The organism is Mesorhizobium sp. ES1-3 (assembly GCF_020164795.1).
In the GTDB taxonomy this organism is placed as follows: domain Bacteria; phylum Pseudomonadota; class Alphaproteobacteria; order Rhizobiales; family Rhizobiaceae; genus Mesorhizobium.
The window spans coordinates 32183-50365 of the sequence record NZ_JAIUGW010000026.1; the positions used below are offsets into that span (position 1 = coordinate 32183).

An 18183-nucleotide genomic window follows, 5' to 3' on the forward strand; every position below is an offset into this window, starting at 1 on the left:
AGGAACACTGCTGCGTGTCGCGGAGACCAAGGGCGAAAAGCGAACCTTCGCTTACGTTTCTCGGACGGCATGAGCCGGCGGCGAGCTTAGGCACCAGCCTTGACCTTCATCAGCTGCTCTCTGGCTTCAGCGACCCGTCTTTGCGCGTTTCGTATGGTGTCACAGAGGGCAATGTCGATGCTCACGCCATATCGCTTGTCCAGCATCCGTTCGAGACGAGTGAGTTCGGATTCAGCTTGGTTTACACTCAGCCTGGCCTTGGCAAGCTCCAGCTCCAAAATTTCAGCCATTGTTTTCGTCCGTTGCGTTCCCTTCCATTAGGAAATCGACATATTGCGCTTTGGTTCCGGCTCGCTCGTCCGGCGCTTCAGTATGAGCGGAACCTAATATCCCCAAGCGACTTGTGTCGAAATGAGCACGCGTGGCATGAACTTCCTCGACCGATGGATCGCGAACAACGTCCCTGAGACCACAAACGCGGATGTCATCTCGGTCGACGAGTTGACGCACAAGCTCATCGCCGATGCCAAGTCGGTATCAAGCGGGAGGAGATCGACGAAGAGGTCGACAGCCTCTACCGCACCATCTTCGACGCCCTAGTGCGCACACAGCAGGCGTGCAGCGGCCGCGGCCCGGCGAACTTCGGCTTCGCTCGGGGCGGGGTTTTTATTGCGAGCTGGAACATGTATCACCGACAAAGGTTCGGGAGCCAGCCGCCTACTCCGGGCGGCCCTCCACTTCTGTCAGCTGCCCGCTGGCTCCGGCCGGCGGGCTTTTTGTTGCCGGCTTCGTTTCCGTTTCCTGAGCTTCTCTTTGTGCCTTCAAACGGGCAGTCTTAGCCTCGCGCTAGGCCCGCTCCTCCGCTTGAATCTCCCTTGAGGCCCGGTCCGACTCGGCGTGGACCTTCATCATGTTGCGCACTGCTCGTCGAGCCATTTGCTTTACCTCAGATCCCCGTAAAAGCCGTGGATCGGCCTGTGGTTCCGATGGGCGGCCTGACTCGTAATTCGGTGTCCGAAAGCGTACAAACCTCTGTCGCGATAAGCGGCGTCAGCTAGAAATCTGCTGGATAGCCCTGCCGGGAAACATGTCGACCGGCTGTCCGCAGATCTTGCACTTATAGAAGTGATCGCCCTCGTCGGAGGGCTCGTGCGGCTTGCCCTTGATGGGCGGTCCAAGGTCTGAAAGCTTCGTCATGGGGCCAGCAACATCCCGCCTTGGTAAAAGTTCCCGGAACCAATCGCGATCCGGCCTGAACTCCTATATGCTTCGCGGGAAGCATGGGACCTTCAATGGCATTCACCGTCATCTGGTATGGACGAAAAGGCATCATCGACGAGCTGACCTTTGACGCTGAGAAGGTGGCTAAGGATCATGCAATCGCAATGTTCCAAACTCGAAGAGGTGACGACGGGGTCATATGCGTTGAGGTGCGCAGGGACAACGGGTCTGTCGTCTTCAGCCATTCGGAGAACTAGCGAGGCCCCAAGGATTGCCGCCCCTCATGTCGGCTTGTCCACCAGCGGCTTCTTTCTCGTCGGCAGCCTGTATGCGCTCACCAGCCTGACGACAGCGGCATCGACAGTGACGGGAACGCCCAGGTTCACCGTCACGCGGTTTTTGTCGAGTAGGTGGGTAACGTTGCCGATCAGCTCTATGTGCTGGCCTTTCCGCACGTTCGTTGACTGATCGATAATGGAATGGGGCTGACCATAGGAGGGGATGGAAACGCTCACGCGATCCTCTGTCACCCGCCGCCGAACGGTCGCGGTGATTGCGACCTCATCGCCGATGTTGATGCCCTTCGCCATGGCTTGAGTCTGGAGCGGCTCGCTGCGGAGTCAAGATAAGCGGAACCTAATATGGGCCGGCTGCTTATGGAAAAATGAGCACACGCGGCGCCAATTTCCTCGACCGGTGGATCGCAGAGCATCTGCCTGATGCGGTGACCGACGACCCGGCCGCGATAAATGACTAGTCCGTGATGGAAGCTGCGGACCGAGAGGGCATCGCGGTAAGCGAGATCTATGAGGAAGTCGGCAGCGTCTTCGGAGTGATCGCGGAGGCGATGCGGCACGGCGATAGCAGTTTACCCGAGGCCTTCCCATAAGTCCCGGCTTATGCAAAATCCGCAGCATGCGCGATCACGAACTTATCGAACGGCCGGGCCGCTGGCAGCCGTTGCCGTCTACCGGATCGAGCGGGGGCTTGAGAAGGTGAATCCCCGGTTTCCTCTCAAAGTTTAAGTGTCTCGGGAATGCACTTGAAAGCACGTGCGGTAACCGTTAGTTCAACCATTGCTGGTACAAAGTAGGTAGGTAGCGGCTCCGACAGTTTGGCGGGGGCTGGGTTGCCGGAGCCGCCTGCGCAGTCCCGGTTGGGATCTGACCGCGCTGTCCTATTCTGAGACAGCGCGGTCAACGATCCGTTAAAATTCTCTGGAATTTATTAAGGGCACGCTAATTGAACCGGCGGCCTGCTGCCTCGTCGCGCGTCAGCCAGCAGTCGTGCGGTGCTGCTTTCGCGGGCAGCACGTTGCGAGTGTGCTCCATCTCCGGGCGCGCCGGCCGGGCTCGGTGTCCTGATGATTCTGCGGCCGCACAAGCTGTTCCTTCGAGGGGCAAACCGCATCGGGGAGCAGCTGCAGGATGTTCTCGCGAGGAACCCCATGGTCCCGGTCCGCCTCTCGTCTCTTTGATGGAGCGGGCGGCCTTGCCGGGATCGACACGAGGTCTTCGCGCAGGCCCTTGAACACTGCCTCGCGCAGGATCCCACGATCGGTGGCGCCGCTGAACTGCACCTCGGCCAGAATGTCCGGCTTCACCCAGGTCGCTTTCGGCTTGTCGACGGCTATCGATAACGGCGACCTTTCGATGATCAGCGGGTCAAGCCGCTCACGGACACGCCGCGCCGCCTCCAGCGTATATCCACTCTGGGCCTTGCCGGCATAAAGCAACCGGTCGCCCTCGCGCCGGCCGATGTACAACGATGCGATACGGCGGGGCTGGGCGCCGAGTTTCTCGACGAAAGCCACAATCGGAAAAGTGTCGCTCTTGATGCATTTCACCTTGAGCCAGCTCGCCTGGACACCTGAGCGATACGGGGCGTCCGCTCGCTTGGACACGATCCCCTCCAAGCCCATCCGGCATGCATGTTCAAACACGTCATTGCCGCTCACCTCCAGATGCTCGGCAAAGGTCAGTGTCGGCGCCGCGTCTTTCAGCAGCTGCTCTAGCGCGGCCTTCCGCTTCGTCAGTGGCTGCTGCCGAAGATCGCGCCCGTTGAGGTGCAGCAGGTCGAACGCATAGAAGATGATCTTCGGCGAGTTTGGATTGCCCAATTCCCGCTCCAGGGCTTGGTAGTCGGGCAACCCGGTTTCGCCGAGGACGACAGCTTCCCCGTCAATGATTGCCCCTTTAACCGGCAGGTTCGCTGCCGCCTGGACGATACCCTTGTAGCGATGCGACCAGTCGTGACCGCGGCGCGTGAAGGCGCGTGCCGAATGGCCTTCGACTATTAGCTGTGTCCGGTAGCCATCATATTTGATCTCGTGAAGCCAGTCGCAGCCCTCAGGCGCCCTCTCGACTAGCGTGGGCGATTGAAACTCGATAAATGAAAGCCGGTCTGCGGCGTTACTCATGCATCAGCGACTCCGGGAACCGCGACTCAAGCCGCAAGGCGGCAATCGGTTCCGGAGCATTTTAGCAAAATTGAATGTTAAGCCGAGTGGGACGACGAAGTTCGAAATGGACAGCCGCCATGGCAGTAAAGATCGGCGATGAAGTGACACTCACCGTGACAATCTTGAAGGTGCTGGACGACGGCATGGCGAGCGTGAGCATATCTGCGCAAACCCTGCAGCCGGCCTACCAGGAGCGGATGGCCGGCCTAGCGGGCTGTTGAAGAAATATCTCGTTTGGCTTTGAGGATCGCCTCGTCGCCATTGTGGTAGGCGAATGTGATCTCGATCGAGCCGTCGTCAAGCAATTCAGCAAGAGCCTCGCCAGTGACCTCGTCCATTTGTCGAAGCCGGCCCATGTGAAGAATACCATATTGGGGCCATAGCTGAGATCGACGCCAGCTTGCAGGGCGAAAGGCGATCTCACCGTGGTTGCCCGCTTCGACGGTGATAGTGGCGGGATCGACAAGGTCGGGATGATCGCGATCCCAAAGATCGGCCTCGACGATCCGCCAGCGGCCGACCATAGGGTTCGACCATGTGCAGCGCCGCCACCCGTTCGGCATGCCCGTCGGCTTGCGTCAGGCAAGCATCGACCAGCAGGCCATGGCGGTTCTCCATCAGCCCACGCCCCATGAGGCAGAGCTTCGCCTCCTTGCCCCGCCCCTTGCGATAGAGCCTCGCATCCGGATCGGTGGTCGATGCCTGCCTCTTGTTAGATCGCTTCTGGCCATGGAAGCTTCACGCTCTTCATCGATGCCCACGATCAGCGTGCCGTCGACCGAGAAGTGATCCGTGGACAGAAGCTTCTTCACCTTGGGTTGCGCCAGGACGGCCGCCAGGAACTTCGCCACGATGTCGCCTTCCAGCAGCCGGTCGCGAACACCGAATGCAGGCCAGATCGTCGATGCCGATGACTGGCCAACACTCTCGGTATTAATTCGGAACGTTTTTTCGGCTCGTGAATTTAAGGAGGTTAAAGGGGTTCGAGATCTATATGGAACAAAGGGTTTTGGGTGCCGGAGCCTTTGTGAAGGGGTTCGCCGACGAGAAGAGCCGCGAACGGCAGGCCTCCGATTTTGTCGTAACCAGCGAGTTCGAGGATTTCTTCGAGAATGCGGCAGTCCCTCTCCACCTGGTTGCGAATGACGGAACCATTCTTCGCGCCAACCGCGCCGAACTGGACATGCTCGGCTACACGGCTGACGAATATGTCGGCCGCAGCATTCGTGACTTTCATGCTGATCCTGCCGCGATCGACGAAATTTTGAGCCGCCTGTCGCGGCGCGAAGACCTTCAAAATTACCGCGCCAGGCTGCGGGCCAAGGATGGTTCCGTGCGTTGGGTGGAGATCACATCCAACGTGCGTGCGGTTGGCGGGCGGTTCCTCAGCACGCGCTGCACTAGCTTTGACGTCACCGAAAAGGTCAACGCGGAAGAGTTGCTACGAGAACACGAGCAGAGGCTCGCTGTCACCTATCAAAGCGCTGGGACGGGCATTGTAGAGGCGGATGCCGAAGGCCGGCTGCTTCGGGTGAATGCCCACTTGTGCGACCTGTTGGGCTGCGCGCCGGAGGATCTGGTTGGACGGTCGATTTTTGATCGGACCTTCCTGGCTGATGTGAAATCCGACCGCGAGCAGTACCGGCAACAAGTTGCTGGAGAGATAAAAAGCTACACGATGGAGAAGCGATTCGTTCGCAACGATGGGTCGCTGTTCTGGGCGCTCGTGACGTCCTCCAGCGTCTTCGACGCCAAGGGGCGGTTTCGTTATGCGGTGCGCGTGCAGCATGACATCAGCGAGCGCAAGGCGATAGAAGCCACACTTGCCCGAAGGGCGGAGGAGCAGGCTGCGCTGCATCGATTCACCGAAAGGCTGCAGCATGCCCGCACACCGGCTGACGTCCATGAGCCTGCGCTCGACGCAATCCAGCGTGCGCTGGGTTGTCAGCGCGCTTCGATCCTGTTGTTGAACGATGGGGTCATGAAGTTTGTCGCTTGGCGAGGCCTCTCGGACGCTTATCGCGCCGCGGTAGAAGGTCACTCGCCCTGGCCGGCGGATTGCGCTGATCCTCAGCCGATTTGCCTGGGCGATACGGAAAAAGCCGAGCTTCCGGAAGAACTGAAGCGGACAATCCGAGCCGAGGGCATCGGCGCGGTTTGCTTCGTTCCGATAACGGAGGGAGGGCGACTGCTTGGCAAGTTCATGGCCTACTTCGACCAGCCATGGGATTGCTCCGCCGACCAGGTCGAGGTCGCCCGCACAGTCGCTCGCCAACTCGGTTTTGGAATCGAGCGCCTGAAGGCACAGAATGCCGCCCAACAATTGGCAGCGATCGTGGAGTCATCCCATGATGCGATCGTCAGCAAAGATCTCAACGGCATCATTTCGACCTGGAACCGAGGCGCCGAACGCCTGTTCGGCTATTCGGCCGCGGAAGTGATCGGCAAGCCCATCACCATTATCATCCCGGGTGACCGGTTGGACGAGGAACCGCTGATCTTGGGCCGCATCCGCAGGGGTGAACTCGTCGACCACTTCGAAACGGTGCGCCGCCGCAAGGATGGGACACTGGTGGATATTTCCCTCACAATATCGCCGGTGCGAGACGCAAACGGCCGTGTCGTCGGTGCTTCCAAGATCGCGCGCGACATAACCGATCAAAAAATAGCCGAAGCCAAGGTACGCGACAGCCAGCGTCACCTTCAGGATCTGCTCGCCGCCATTCCTGCCGCGATCTACACCACCGATCGCGATGGCAAGATCACCTATTTCAACGAAGCCGCGGTTGCACTTGCCGGGCGCACCCCGGTAATCGGCAGTGACGAATGGTGCGTGAGCTGGAAGCTCTTCTGGCCCGACGGCACGCCGCTTCCCCACGATCAATGCCCGATGGCGATCTCGTTGAGAGAAGGTAAGCCGGTCCGCGGATACGAAGCGGTTGCCGAGCGGCCGGACGGAACCAGGATCCCGTTCATCCCCTTTCCGACACCGATGCGGGACGCGGATGGGAACGTCATTGGCGGCATCAACATGCTGGTCGATGTCAGCGAACGAAAGCAGGCCGAGACCCAGCAGCGGATCTTGCTCGACGAGCTCAACCATCGCGTCAAGAACAACATGATGATGCTGAAGTCCTTGCTTTCCGTGGCGGCGAGGACGAGCCGAAGCCCGGAAGCGCGCGACACCCTAGACGAGGCAAGCAAACGGGTCGCTGCGATGGCGGCGGCACAGCGCGTTCTTTACGATACCGCCGACGTGGGGAACTTCAGCGCGCAGCCCTTCCTCGGGGCGGTTTGTGAGACTGCCAAGCAAATGTTTCCACAGAATGTACGGCTGGTTTGTGAAGCTGACAGTATTCAACTGCCAAACGACGTGGCGATGCCGCTGGCCCTCATCGTCAACGAGCTTTTGACGAATGCGGTGAAATATGGCCTGAACGGCAGCGTCGGCGGGACCGTCCACGTCAGCATCAGAAAGAACGGGGAGGGCAATTCGCTGGTGGTCGAGGATGAAGGCTCCGGTTTCGACCTGAACTCTGTACGCGGGACGTCCTCGGGACTGCGGCTGGTCGAGGGCCTCGCGCGGCAGATCGGCGGAAATTTCGAGGTTCATCGAGACCCATGTCGATGCACGGTGACTTTTCTCTCAAACCCCGTTGGAGATCGGCGTTGAGAACGGAAACCGTGATGACCGAAGTTAGCTCCGCCGGAGAGTTCGACCGAGCATTCAAACCCCGGCTGGCTTTCTCGCGAGACGACATGGGCGCCGGCCCGGCAACGCGCATGGCCGGTAGGTCGATATTGATCGTCGAAGACGATTACCTGATTGCGCTCGACGCGGAAGCCGGACTGACCGCGGCGGGGTTCTCGCTGGCAGGAACGGCGGTTAGCGCCGACCAAGCTGTCAGCATCGCGCTGTCGACAAGGCCTGCCCTTGTTCTCATGGATATCCGCTTGCTGGGAAAGCGGGACGGAATTGATGCCGCACTGGAACTCTATCGGGACCACGGCATACGAAGCATATTCACAACGGCGCATGGCGACCATGAAGTGAAGCTCCGAGCCGAAGCGGCAAGGCCGCTTGGCTGGGTGCAAAAGCCCTACTCGATAATGGTGCTGGTCGAGGCCGTCCGGAATGGTTTTCAAGAGCTCGACCAACAGAACTGAGTAGCGGCTGACCTAGTTGCAACATTGCTGGAGTACATGACGGCTATCACGTCTCGGCGGGGTCGACCGACGAGGCATGTCGGGCCGCCGCTTTGATCATCCTGGAACCTCGGCCAAACGCACCTTCAATTGCGGCGAGCTTTTGAAGTTTTAATTTCTCCTCTACATCTGCGCTTCTTGCAACCCGACTTAGAGGTCGGTCACCTGTTTTGCACGGTATGCGACGTTGACCGGTTCGATATGACGATCATCATTTCTGAATCGGGCACAGCCCGTCGCCTCATTCAGCGACGGGCCTACCAGAACTTTCATTAGTTATAGATCTTGATGATCTTCCGGGTGCTCGGCTCCACGAGGACTGTCCGGTTGTGGACCACGACATAGCGATACTTGACGTTGGGAACCTCGCGAAGCTCGACGGTGTCGGGAAGCGCGGCGCCAATGTTGAGTTCGACGCCGGGGACTTCCACGGAAGCGAGGGGCTGCTTGTGCACGTACTCCTGAATGACCGTGTCCTGTTCAGGGGCGATAACGACGTCCTGGGCTGCAGCCACGCCGACACCGGCAAGGAGCAGAAACGAGGCGGCGGCAGCGGTGAAATGCATTCTCATGTGAAAGCCTTCCTGTGAGCTTGGGCACAATCGCCCTGGGTCGAACGTGTGCGAATCCGAAACGTTCCAAGCCCACACTTTAGGCCTGATTCCATCCCGGACTTTGGGCTTGGAATGATGCTGCAAAGGTCTGCGTTCAGCAAAACCGGGGAACCGCCATATGACTGGGGGCGTTGACAGTCGCAATTGGGGAGGAAGCTCATGGAAAAAAGTATTGGCCAGGCACGCTGGTTGCTGGCACCCGTATTCGCGATGGCGATTACTTTCCTGGCGGTCGGCATAGCCCTTGTTTGACGGGGCCACGAGATCTGCGCAGCCATGTCCCTTCCTGCGCGGATAGGACTCGCCCGCTGCTCGCAAGTGTAGCGAGCGAGCCCTAGAAGAGGCGCCAAGGATTCTTTACACATCGTTAACATAGGTAATTCGGCTTTAGCAGGCCTTGGGTGTTTCTTCAGGAAGATGGGGAAGAGGTGGGGCGCATCGGGAGCGCGAAATGATAGCCTACATTGGCCGAGCCGGAAGAAGCTTCGAGGCTGCAATGATCCTGATCATGGCCGTAGCAGCAATCGGAATCGTCGTAGTCCTCACCACGGGAATTCTCTGAAAACATCAGAGATCACGGCCGCTTTGTTTGCCGATGGCGGCCTCGTCGAATCTGTTTTCGACAGGTCGCTCCAGAAGGTGGCCCGCCGGCGTTTTTGTGTCTACAAGCGACGCCTTCCTCAACTCGTCTCGTTGTGCTTGGTGGGCTCTTGGACCCGGAAAACCGCTCCGTGTGGTTGGGCGCGGCAGGGGATGAGCGAGAGCCTGAATCCTTTGTGCGCAAACTTCGCGCGGTACATCAAAGGTTAGCGACACATTGTGCGCTGTGTCGCATAAGTGTGAGGTCAGCGGCATGTAACGGGCCCCGCTGCTTGGGAGATCACGCGCTCTCGCTCGTTTGGAGATGTTTGATGCTTGACCGCACAATTCGCACGGACACCCTCTACCCGAACGACCTGGATACGCTCCGTGCGGTCTTCGACACGATGTGCCAGGAGTTTGCCATTCTGCCGGACGCCTCGGCGGCCCATTCCATCGCGAGAGAACTGATCAGGCTTTTCCAGAATGGCATGACGGATTCGGCCATGCTGATGATTGCCGTGCGCGCGCGTTGTCAGGGCGACTGGAAAATGGAAGGCAGCAACGCAGCCTGACTTCCGACGGTCAGGTGCGCACGGTCTGGCCCCCAGAGAGGCGAAGCGTTCAGCCAGGAAGCCATGCTTGCGGAGATGTAGATGGCGCGGGCCCGACCAGTTGGGTGACGAAAATCTACGACGAGGCGACTTATCTCGTTGTCACACCTGGATTTCGATCTGGTCGCCGCTTCAGGGGAATCGGAACGGTCCAAAGGAGCGACGAACGTACGTCATGAGGTCCGGCTCGAGCCCGGATTTCTTAAGTCACCGGGGCGAGTCGAGCTCGCCGTTCCTGATGGCATCGGCTGGAAATCTTTCGTCCGATGTCTTTAATTCCTGAAGACAAACGATGTCGTAGTGCGTTTCGCTCAGCCATTTGAGCAGAACCGGCAATCGACCGTTGACGCCGTTCACGTTCAAGGTCGCGACTCGGGTCATCAGAAGCTTTAAGGCGACCTGTTCATAAATGGCGCTCTCCGTTGGCGAGTTCGGCAATCCCGTGTTGCGCGGCCTCAGATCCTCATTCATTGCCTGCAGCCCGTCCGTGGCGGCTGAAGGCATGGTGACAGTGCCTTGCAAGAGGCCATTTTCCTCAGTCGATTCACACCACATGTCGCGATGCTGGCGACCCACGCATCGGACTTTTCAACCAGCACGCGTCGTGCGGCCGGCGAAAGAGGAATAGCCATCCATCACACTCTCGACAGGTACAGCCCGGCTGCTGACGGTTGTGCGGCGATTTTGAAAGGTGGAGCGATATGCCGCTTCGATGCAGTTTTCGCGGCATTGGGGTGCAAGGTGCGCTCCCAACTCGCCCTTGCTGTCGGCGCGAGATGTCGCGAGGAGGGCTACGTCACCGTCGATGAGCACCAGCGGACTTCCGTCGACGGCATGTACGCCATCGGTGATGTTGTAAAAGCGCTGAACCAGATAGCCGTCGCCTTTGGACAGGCTGCGATCGCTGCGTCACATGTCCATAGAGAGCTTACCCTCCCTGCCGTTTGAGCGGTATCAAGCATTGTCTTTGTCTGGGGAACAAGCTGTCATCCCGAAGGTTGGGCACGGCGGGCACCGAGCAAGACAGTTCCTCGCAGGCACTGACATGGCGTTCGACGGAGATGGACCGAAGCTCTCGACCGTGCTGCTTCTTGCCGCATTGGCGGCACTTGCCGGATCAATCACGTTCGCGCCAAACGGGCGCTTGCCGGCCGGGCGGACGGGTGTGTGATGGAGATTGACGGCCTGCAGCCGGACTTTGACATGACCGACCAACCTCCAGCCGACATGCAGTCGGTGCTTCACCAGAACATACAGGCGCTGGTCGACGACAGGCGACAACAGGAGGAGCACGAAGACGTTCAGGTGCGAATTGCAGGCGCCATTTCGCGCTTCGCGGGAAGCATGACCTTTGTCTATTTGCACCTTGCAATTCTTGTCGTCTGGATTGTAGCGAACCTTGGCGCGATTCCCGCCGTCCCAGCTTGGGATCCGACTTTCGTAATCCTGGCCATGGCCGCCTCGGTCGAGGCAATCTTCCTGTCCACTTTCGTGCTCATCAATCAGAACAGAATGTCTGAACACAGCGAACGCCGAGCGGAGCTGGACCTGCAGATCAGCCTTCTCAACGAGCATGAAACCACCCGGCTCATCGAAATGGTGGCTGCGTTGACGGAGCGTCTTAAGGTTTCGACACCCGCCGACGAGGAGCTGCCGCAACTGGCCGAGAATGTCGATCCCCGGCAGGTGATGACGCAAATCCAGCAAGCTTCCGGAGATCAGGAGGAACCTTGAGCGAAAACGACAATGCCCGGGTCGGGTGGGGCGCCGCAGAGACTGATCCAACGAGAGCTCACCGCGAGGAACATTCGCTGCAGTTCAAGGTTCGGTTGCAGGCCTGCAATCCTCCATCATTGTCTGGGCCTTGAGGCTGACAAAGCAGCTTCAGCCCGCCTCGGCCTTGCCCGAGGCGGGCTTTCGTGGCTCCGTCGCGAACCTGCGGCGGGTAAGGCTTCGAATTCAGCTAACAAAAGACCGATGCGTGTCAGATGGAACCAAGTTGACGCCGAAGTCGTGGTCGTGCGACTTGGGGAAATCCCGATGAGCGATGGCGCTGTTCTGATCGTCGAAGATGGGACGATGATCCTGCTCGACCTCGGGTCAGCTTTGGAGAACCTGGCTTCCAGGTCGACAGCGAAAAAGCGGCCGAGGCGCTGGCTGCATTCGGCCTAATCCCAAGAGGTTCGAGGCCGTGCTCACCGACATCCGGTTCGGGGTGGAGGTCGCTCGGCATTATGGAGGTCCAACTCGACAATGCCAGGTATCAGTGGGGACAGCGCGGTTTTTCTCAATTTGTAAAGGCGCACCAAGGTCTGGAACCTCACACCCCGGGATCGGACCTTGGCTCTGACTGTTCACTAAGCGGCTTACTCCGGTCGATTTGGCTTTGTGCTTCGTTCTACGAAGACGTGAGGAAATTCTTTGCCGTCCAGCGTTAGGGCGCGCGCCGGACAATGCTTGTTGTACAATCCTTGTTCTCCGGCATCAGAGGCTGGTATCAACAGCTTCAGGCCGCCTCGGCCCCGTCCGAAGCGGATGGCGCGGGAGTTGAGATGCGATGCATAGAGATGCCTTCACCCCAACAGAACTTGCCGTACTGAGCCGCGTCCTTGCACGCAGCAATCTCAAAAACGAGACCGAAACCGAGCGAGAACAGCGCGCATCGCATCCTGGCTTATTATCAAGCCGGGATCACGGACGAGAACGAACTTGAACAGCTTTCCCGACAACCCCTGGGAAGGTGAGGACTAGTCTCCGTCTTCAGAGCTTCCGCCTCGTGACCGTCCTGGAAAGTACACGTCGCGATAGAGTGCCAGTTGGATTTGTCTTCCTGCAGGCAAGCTCGTCGAGCTTTCGGTCGAGTTCGTCAAGCCGTGAGCGATGCTCGCGGGGCATGTCCGCATCAGTCGGCAGATCCAGCAACTGGCGAAGCTGGCGACGGCTGGCGTCCGACGAAATCCACTGACGTATAAGACGGGCTATTGCCTTCTGTTGCGGCTTGCCGATTTCTTCCATGTTGGAACCCGAGCTTGTCCGTGGGTTCGAACTTGGCGGGCCGCTGATGGTTCCCTTTCATGCATACAAACAGTAGCGGTTGAGCAACCGCGGCGCGGTGCGGACATCGGGTTTGAATTCATCTCATCAATCTGATCTCAAGTGAGAGGCTCAACCGCAGAATCTTGTCGCCATTTTCGTCACGCACCTCGACAAATAATTGCTCTCCGTCGACGCTTTTCAATGCATCTCTCGTCAGATCGACAAGGCCCTCGAATCCGACGCGGCGGATCTCTTCGATGCCACCGCATTCGACACCTATCTCATCCTGCAAGACTATATCGCGATCGCCGCTGTCGAAGAAAAAACGTGCCATCGAGAGCTTCCGTCACAACTAAGCTGCGGGGTTCTTTTGGTGCAGGTAGGTCGTGTCGAAATCTCCTGCATGGGTGAGGCCGGGCCAGTCGGTTGCATGCACTCGCGACCCCGTGGTGGCGATGAGGCCTTCACGTCGTAATTCCTGAAGCGTTCGGTTGACGTGAACCGTTGACAACCCCAATGCATCGCCAAGGGCTGCCTGGGTGATGGGAATATCCGCAACGTGATCCTGAATGCGTCCGACCGATCGCAAGCGAAAGATGAGTTCGCACAGAATGTGAGCCATGCGGGGATAAGCCTCCCGTCTCCCTACATTGGTAACCCACTCCCTGTATATTGCGGCGTCGATCAGCGTCGACCGCCAGAAAGCGGTAGCGATGCGAGGGTGCTGGTCGCAAAGGTTGCGTAGAACGTCGTGTCGCATGAAGCCCATTCGGGCTGGCGTCAGGGTCGAGAAATTGCAATCCATGACAGACAGATGCAGCCCGTGCAGATCCGGAATGTCCCCGGCGACGAAGAAAGATGTGATCTGTCGCTTTCCATCGCCGGTGTATTTGGTGGAGCCGACCAAACCATCCAGAACCACAAACGAGTAAACGGGATGGTCGCCCTCCCGCACCAGGTCGTAATTGGCCGAAAAATCCTTCTCCTGGATCGGTATGCTTTTCAAAATCGCAATTTCAGCCTCTCGAATCTCCGAGATGGTCTGAAGCTTGCGGACAAGTACATCCGAGGATGAAGTGGGAGACAAAATGGCCACCTAGCTGATTTTGCCTACCGAACTTTTATCCATGCCAAAAGTTCCGGATAGCGGTGAAGGCTTCCGAGCCGGCTACCGTCGCGTGGGGTCCCAGTTCTGCGCTTCCACTTAGGATCTGTTTGACGGAACGCGATCAATCGTACGCGCCTCCACTGCCTGGCCCCTTCAATGCGCACCACAGGAACAGGGTTGCTCCGCTGACGTTCACCACTGGGTGCAAGGTGAGGTTTCAGTGAACAGACCGATTTCGCGGACGGAAACTATCGAGGAGGCCGATCATCCGTCGAATGACCGAAAACGTCCGGGAGAACAGGGCGTCCCGCCTTCTGCGGCAATTGCGGCGGCGCTGGCCGACTCGCTGGAGGAGGGTCCGAACAAACATCTGGTCCATATCACCGCCTCGGAACGCAGCGCCGAAGAAATCGCCGGGGCTTTGCATCAGTTTCTGCCGAGCGCGGACATCATCTTCCTGCCCTCATGGGACTGTCTGCCTTACGACAGGGTGTGGCCGACACGCGCCAATATGGGGCGGAGGCTTTGCGCGCTCCGTGAGATCGCAAGCGAGCCCAAACGTGCGCGCGTCGTGGTTCTGTCGATCGAGACCACTCTGCAGCGAGTGCCCCCCGCACCAGTCATCGCCAGCGGCTTCACAATCCTGGAGCCCGGACAAAGGTTCGACCCGGATGATTTCCGAACGAGAGCCGAGGCGGTCGGATACGGTGTCGACGAGAGAGTCGATGAACCGGGAGAGATAGCCTTTCGGGGCGACCTCATGGATATTTTTCCCGCCGGCGCCGATCACCCCGTTCGCGTCGTCCTCGGTCCGGATAGCCGCATCCGAGAACTCAGGACATACGACCCGATCAGCCAGCTTAGCGAACGACCGCGTGAGTCGATCACGGTTGGACCGGCGTCCGAACTGATTTTTGAAGCGGGGAACCATCCCGAGTTGGCGGCCATGCGCGCGACGTCGATGGAAGATCGCCTTGTCGCCTTGTATGTCGGTATGCCATCAGTATTGGATCTGGCATCCAGCGCCTGTGTCTCCTTGCCAGAAGGTCTCGAGGGCCCGCCGCTCGATCGGTTCCTGGACCTGATCGAAGACGCACGTCGTGCCAGGCGAGAGGTTACCGGGCCAGAAAAGCCCCTGCCGGCACCGTTTTACCTGTCGCGTGGGGAATGGGACGCCGTAGTTCGAAAACACTGCAGAACAAATGCTACTGTTTCGGCCACCCGAGTTGCCAAATTCTATCAGCAAGCGCGATCCCGGGATCAATTCGCCGAGTTCGTCGAAAGGCAGACAAGGTCGGGCGTCAGCGTGGTGTTCACGGGAGAGGCCCCTGAACTGCACCGAGCGGATCGTCTGCTCGATCGGAAGCTTGGCCGGCGCATGGAAGCGGCGGCGGACTGGCCGCAAATCCGTTCGGCCGAAAGCGGCTCTCTTCTCAAGGCTGAATTCGTCATCGACGACGGGTTTGTCGACGAGCAATCCTGTGTCGCGGTGGTGACGGCGACCGACCTATTTGGTCCTGCCTTGAAGGCAAACGGCAGCGCGGCCAGCCTGCTCGAACCCGAGTTGCGCATTGGCGATGTCGTCGTCCATGAGGACCATGGCCTGGCCGTGCTCGTGGCGGTCGAACAGGTCGACTTGGCCGGGCAACAACAGGATGTCGTCAGGCTGGAATACGATGGCGGAGCTTCCTTGCTGGTTCCGGTCGATGAGTTTGGGCTTATATGGCGCTACGGGTCGGAGCCCGGTGCGGTGCCGCTCGATCGCTTGAACAGCGACGGGTGGCTCAGCCGACGCAAGGCTGCGTTGCGCGAGATCGACAGGCTAGCCAGGGGCCTGGTGGGCCTTGCCAAGGCCAGGTCCAGCCAGCCAGCCGAGATCATAAAACCTTCCCGCCAGGACCTGGCCCGGTTTGCGGCGAAATTTCCCTATACGGAGACTCCCGACCAGGCTGCCGCCATCCACGACGTGCTCGACGACCTGTCGTCTGGGAGAACAATGAACCGGCTTGTCTGCGGCGATGTCGGTTTCGGCAAGACTGAAGTGGCCCTGCGTGCCTGCGCCGCCGCAGCCCTCTGTGGGAAACAGGTTGCGGTAATAGCGCCGACAACGGTCTTGGCACGGCAGCACTACGAGACGTTCAGCCGCCGATTTGCGGGAACTGGCCTCGAGGTCGCCCACCTTTCAAGAATGATCGGAGTGGCGGAGGCGAGAACGGTCAAGGAGCGGCTGCGGAGCGGCCAGCTCGCCGTGGTTGTGGGTACGCAAGCCCTGGCTGCCAAGAGCGTCATCTTCGCCAATCTGGGACTGCTGGTGATCGACGAGGAGCACCGGTTCGGCGTCAAGTTGAAGCAGGCGCTGCGGAACATGGCGCCCCGCCTTCATACGCTGAGCATGAGCGCCACCCCGATACCGCGGACGCTACAATCGGCGATGTCGGGTGTCCAGGAGGTCAGCGTCCTCAACTCTCCGCCCGCCAAAAGACGCCCCGTCCGCACGATCCTGGCGCCCTTCGATCCAGCTTCGGCTAGAGCCGCCCTTTTGCGCGAATTTCGCCGGGGCGGACAGAGCTTCCTAGTGGTTCCGCGCATCGAAGACATCGATCCGGTTCGCCAGCAGCTAAACAGACTGGTGCCGGAACTCGCGGTCAAGACGGCGCATGGCGCAATGAAAGGGAGACGGCTAGACGAAATCATGGTGGGATTCGCTGACGGTGACGGCGACGTGCTGTTGAGCACAGACATCATCGAGAGCGGCCTCGACGTACCGCGGGCCAACACCATCCTGATCTGGCGGGCGGACAGATTCGGTCTGGCACAGTTGCACCAGCTTCGCGGCCGAGTCGGAAGGGGAGCGGTGCAGGCCATTGCCTTTCTTCTGACCGAGCCTGGCGTCGAACTGGCCGAAGGCACAAGAGCTCGACTTTCGACCATGATTGCGCTCGATCGGCTTGGCTCCGGCCTCGCGATCAGTCAAAGAGACCTCGACCTGCGCGGGGCAGGAGACCTCTTCGGCGAAGATCAAGCCGGGCACATGAAGCTGATCGGAGCGGGCCTTTATCAGCATTTTCTGGAGCGGGCTGTCTCGCTGGCTGGAGGTGGGGCCAATCCCGACAAGCAGCTTGCCGACATCAACGGCCCCGGCAATGGGGCCTTTCCCGCAAGCTACGTCAGCGAGCCCACGGTGCGTGTCGGCCTTTATGCGAGGCTGTCTCACATGACTTCGGAGACGGACCTCGACGCATTCGGCGAAGAGCTTGAGGATCGCTTTGGAGAGATTCCCGGCGAAGTCGCGGATTTTCTGGAACTCACCAGGTTGCGCATAGTCGCGGCGGAACTGGGCGTCAGCAAGATCGATGTGGGGCCCGAAGCCATCGCGATCACCTTCCGTAAGAAACCGGTGGCATCCGAATGGCGCTTCAAGAACGCACAGGGCTTCGAGTTCCGCAACGGTCGCTTGATTTTCAGGCCATCGATCCCGCCTCGCGGTTCAGATATCGATGCCGTCCGCGCGGTGCTCGGCGCCTTGCGTGCCAGGGCCGCCAGCCGACTATCCAGGCGCGATCGGTTCCCGGGCGACTAAGGCCGAGGCAGGGACTGTCGACCAAGGGAAACATCGATGGATAACGAAGGCGCGTCCGGTCTCCACGGTGATAACCCGATCGCCGTTACCGATCGCGCTATGCCTGATGTAAAGGAATTGGCTGCGATAGCCTTCCAACGGACGCGAATGCCGATGGCGGTAACTGAAGCCACCCAGAAAAATCTTCCTATCGGAATTGCTCGCCTATGTGCCCGCCCTCGGTGCGGCGCGGGCCGCCCAGCGCTGAGGCCTACGCACAGCCGCGCGCTTCCGCCGCTCACCAAATCTTGAAGCCGCGGTTGGAACAGACCGTCCGGCTTCAGGTTAGCAAACTTGCCTCGCCGCAGGCGCAAGACGCCCGCGGGCGGCTATCCCAAGACCTCGCAGGAATGATCATGAAGACCCATCAACTGCCGCACGTCACCGCTAGTGGGCCGCTCGTCATCATCACGGCGGCGGTGCTGGCGTCCGCGATCGCCTTCTATTACTTCGCGGCCCCGTTGACCGGGGTAACCGGATCCGCCGGAGCCATGCTCGTGCTCATCGCCAGCTTGGCGCTTGCGCTGGACGGCTTCGTCTTGCGCTTCAGAAATAGCGGGCCCGTTTTCATCCTGGCCTGGATCTTGGGCCTTCTGGGAGCGCTCGGCACATTCACTGCCGCCGTCTTTCTCCACGCTTGGTGGCTCGTGGCGGTCGTTGCCGTTGTGCTGGCCGGACTGTTGATCACGCTAGGTTTCCGCCAGACCAAGACTTAGGACACAACC

Annotated in this window: 17 protein-coding genes and 3 pseudogenes; 10 read left to right on the forward strand and 10 right to left on the reverse strand. The window is 59.5% G+C overall.

Going from position 1 to position 18183, the window contains the following annotated elements; translation table 11 throughout:
• Positions 1–86: 86 nt before the first annotated feature.
• Positions 87–290: a hypothetical protein gene (locus tag LB536_RS26020; protein ID WP_140810090.1), complete on the reverse strand. Its 204-nt coding sequence runs from the start codon at positions 288–290 to the stop codon at positions 87–89.
• Between the two features lie 121 nt (positions 291–411).
• On the opposite strand from LB536_RS26020, the pseudogene LB536_RS26025 reads away from it, so the two are divergent.
• Positions 412–611: pseudogene (locus LB536_RS26025) on the forward strand (hypothetical protein); the annotation flags it as partial.
• A 439-nt stretch (positions 612–1050) separates the two neighbouring features.
• Here the strand turns inward: LB536_RS26025 and LB536_RS26030 are convergent.
• A complete protein-coding gene (locus LB536_RS26030) occupies positions 1051–1197 on the reverse strand; it encodes a hypothetical protein (RefSeq protein ID WP_181178801.1) in 147 nt (48 codons plus the stop codon).
• 305 nt (positions 1198–1502) lie between these two features.
• Positions 1503–1811 carry a hypothetical protein gene (locus LB536_RS26035; protein WP_140764508.1) on the reverse strand — a complete coding sequence of 103 codons (309 nt, stop codon included), beginning with the start codon at positions 1809–1811 and terminating at the stop codon, positions 1503–1505.
• A gap of 74 nt (positions 1812–1885) precedes the next feature.
• On the opposite strand from LB536_RS26035, the gene LB536_RS26040 reads away from it, so the two are divergent.
• Positions 1886–1978 carry a DUF768 domain-containing protein gene (locus LB536_RS26040; protein ID WP_140764505.1) on the forward strand — a complete coding sequence of 31 codons (93 nt, stop codon included), beginning with the start codon at positions 1886–1888 and terminating at the stop codon, positions 1976–1978.
• A gap of 516 nt (positions 1979–2494) precedes the next feature.
• On the opposite strand, the gene ligD is transcribed toward LB536_RS26040, so the two are convergent.
• Positions 2495–3640 carry a non-homologous end-joining DNA ligase gene (gene ligD / locus LB536_RS26045; RefSeq protein WP_224597673.1) on the reverse strand — a complete coding sequence of 382 codons (1146 nt, stop codon included), beginning with the start codon at positions 3638–3640 and terminating at the stop codon, positions 2495–2497.
• 119 nt (positions 3641–3759) lie between these two features.
• Between ligD and LB536_RS26050 the strand changes: the two genes are divergently transcribed.
• Positions 3760–3903: a hypothetical protein gene (locus tag LB536_RS26050; protein ID WP_181182872.1), complete on the forward strand. Its 144-nt coding sequence runs from the start codon at positions 3760–3762 to the stop codon at positions 3901–3903.
• On the opposite strand, the gene LB536_RS26055 is transcribed toward LB536_RS26050, so the two are convergent.
• Positions 3889–4206 carry a hypothetical protein gene (locus LB536_RS26055; RefSeq protein WP_224597677.1) on the reverse strand — a complete coding sequence of 106 codons (318 nt, stop codon included), beginning with the start codon at positions 4204–4206 and terminating at the stop codon, positions 3889–3891. The genes LB536_RS26050 and LB536_RS26055 overlap by 15 nt on opposite strands.
• Positions 4202–4560 (reverse strand): annotated as a pseudogene (locus LB536_RS26060) (IS5/IS1182 family transposase); the annotation flags it as partial. The gene LB536_RS26055 and the pseudogene LB536_RS26060, both read right to left, overlap by 5 nt.
• Positions 4561–4676: 116 nt before the next feature.
• On the opposite strand from LB536_RS26060, the gene LB536_RS26065 reads away from it, so the two are divergent.
• Positions 4677–7355 carry a PAS domain S-box protein gene (locus LB536_RS26065; protein ID WP_224597679.1) on the forward strand — a complete coding sequence of 893 codons (2679 nt, stop codon included), beginning with the start codon at positions 4677–4679 and terminating at the stop codon, positions 7353–7355.
• Entirely contained in the window at positions 7352–7849 is a 498-nt protein-coding gene (locus tag LB536_RS26070) for a response regulator (RefSeq protein ID WP_224597680.1), read from the forward strand. The genes LB536_RS26065 and LB536_RS26070 overlap by 4 nt, the downstream gene beginning before the upstream one ends.
• A gap of 311 nt (positions 7850–8160) precedes the next feature.
• Here LB536_RS26070 and LB536_RS26075 read toward each other — a convergent pair whose 3' ends face one another.
• Positions 8161–8460: a DUF1236 domain-containing protein gene (locus LB536_RS26075; RefSeq protein ID WP_140764496.1), complete on the reverse strand. Its 300-nt coding sequence runs from the start codon at positions 8458–8460 to the stop codon at positions 8161–8163.
• Positions 8461–9413: 953 nt separating this feature from the next.
• On the opposite strand from LB536_RS26075, the gene LB536_RS26080 reads away from it, so the two are divergent.
• Complete coding sequence (locus LB536_RS26080) at positions 9414–9656, forward strand: hypothetical protein (RefSeq protein ID WP_224597682.1); 243 nt, start codon at positions 9414–9416, stop codon at positions 9654–9656.
• A 273-nt stretch (positions 9657–9929) separates the two neighbouring features.
• Here the strand turns inward: LB536_RS26080 and LB536_RS26085 are convergent.
• Positions 9930–10076: pseudogene (locus tag LB536_RS26085) on the reverse strand (endonuclease/exonuclease/phosphatase family protein); the annotation flags it as partial.
• A gap of 135 nt (positions 10077–10211) precedes the next feature.
• On the opposite strand from LB536_RS26085, the gene LB536_RS26090 reads away from it, so the two are divergent.
• The gene (locus LB536_RS26090; protein ID WP_224597684.1) at positions 10212–10643 is read left to right on the forward strand and encodes an FAD-dependent oxidoreductase; all 432 of its coding nucleotides are present in this window, start codon (positions 10212–10214) and stop codon (positions 10641–10643) included.
• 222 nt (positions 10644–10865) lie between these two features.
• Entirely contained in the window at positions 10866–11429 is a 564-nt protein-coding gene (locus tag LB536_RS26095) for a DUF1003 domain-containing protein (protein ID WP_411908752.1), read from the forward strand.
• A 1399-nt stretch (positions 11430–12828) separates the two neighbouring features.
• On the opposite strand, the gene LB536_RS26100 is transcribed toward LB536_RS26095, so the two are convergent.
• Together LB536_RS26100 and LB536_RS26105 are read right to left on the reverse strand one after the other, a co-directional pair.
• Positions 12829–13065 carry a DUF6894 family protein gene (locus LB536_RS26100; protein ID WP_140764490.1) on the reverse strand — a complete coding sequence of 79 codons (237 nt, stop codon included), beginning with the start codon at positions 13063–13065 and terminating at the stop codon, positions 12829–12831.
• A gap of 18 nt (positions 13066–13083) precedes the next feature.
• Positions 13084–13818, reverse strand: coding sequence for a Crp/Fnr family transcriptional regulator (locus LB536_RS26105; protein WP_140764551.1), 735 nt, complete (start codon positions 13816–13818; stop codon positions 13084–13086).
• A gap of 241 nt (positions 13819–14059) precedes the next feature.
• Between LB536_RS26105 and LB536_RS26110 the strand changes: the two genes are divergently transcribed.
• Both LB536_RS26110 and LB536_RS26115 read left to right on the forward strand, forming a co-directional pair.
• Positions 14060–17419 (forward strand): DEAD/DEAH box helicase, encoded by a 3360-nt coding sequence (locus tag LB536_RS26110; RefSeq protein WP_224597686.1) that lies wholly within the window; start codon positions 14060–14062, stop codon positions 17417–17419.
• A gap of 395 nt (positions 17420–17814) precedes the next feature.
• Entirely contained in the window at positions 17815–18174 is a 360-nt protein-coding gene (locus LB536_RS26115; protein ID WP_224597691.1) for a hypothetical protein, read from the forward strand.
• Positions 18175–18183 lie beyond the last annotated feature (9 nt).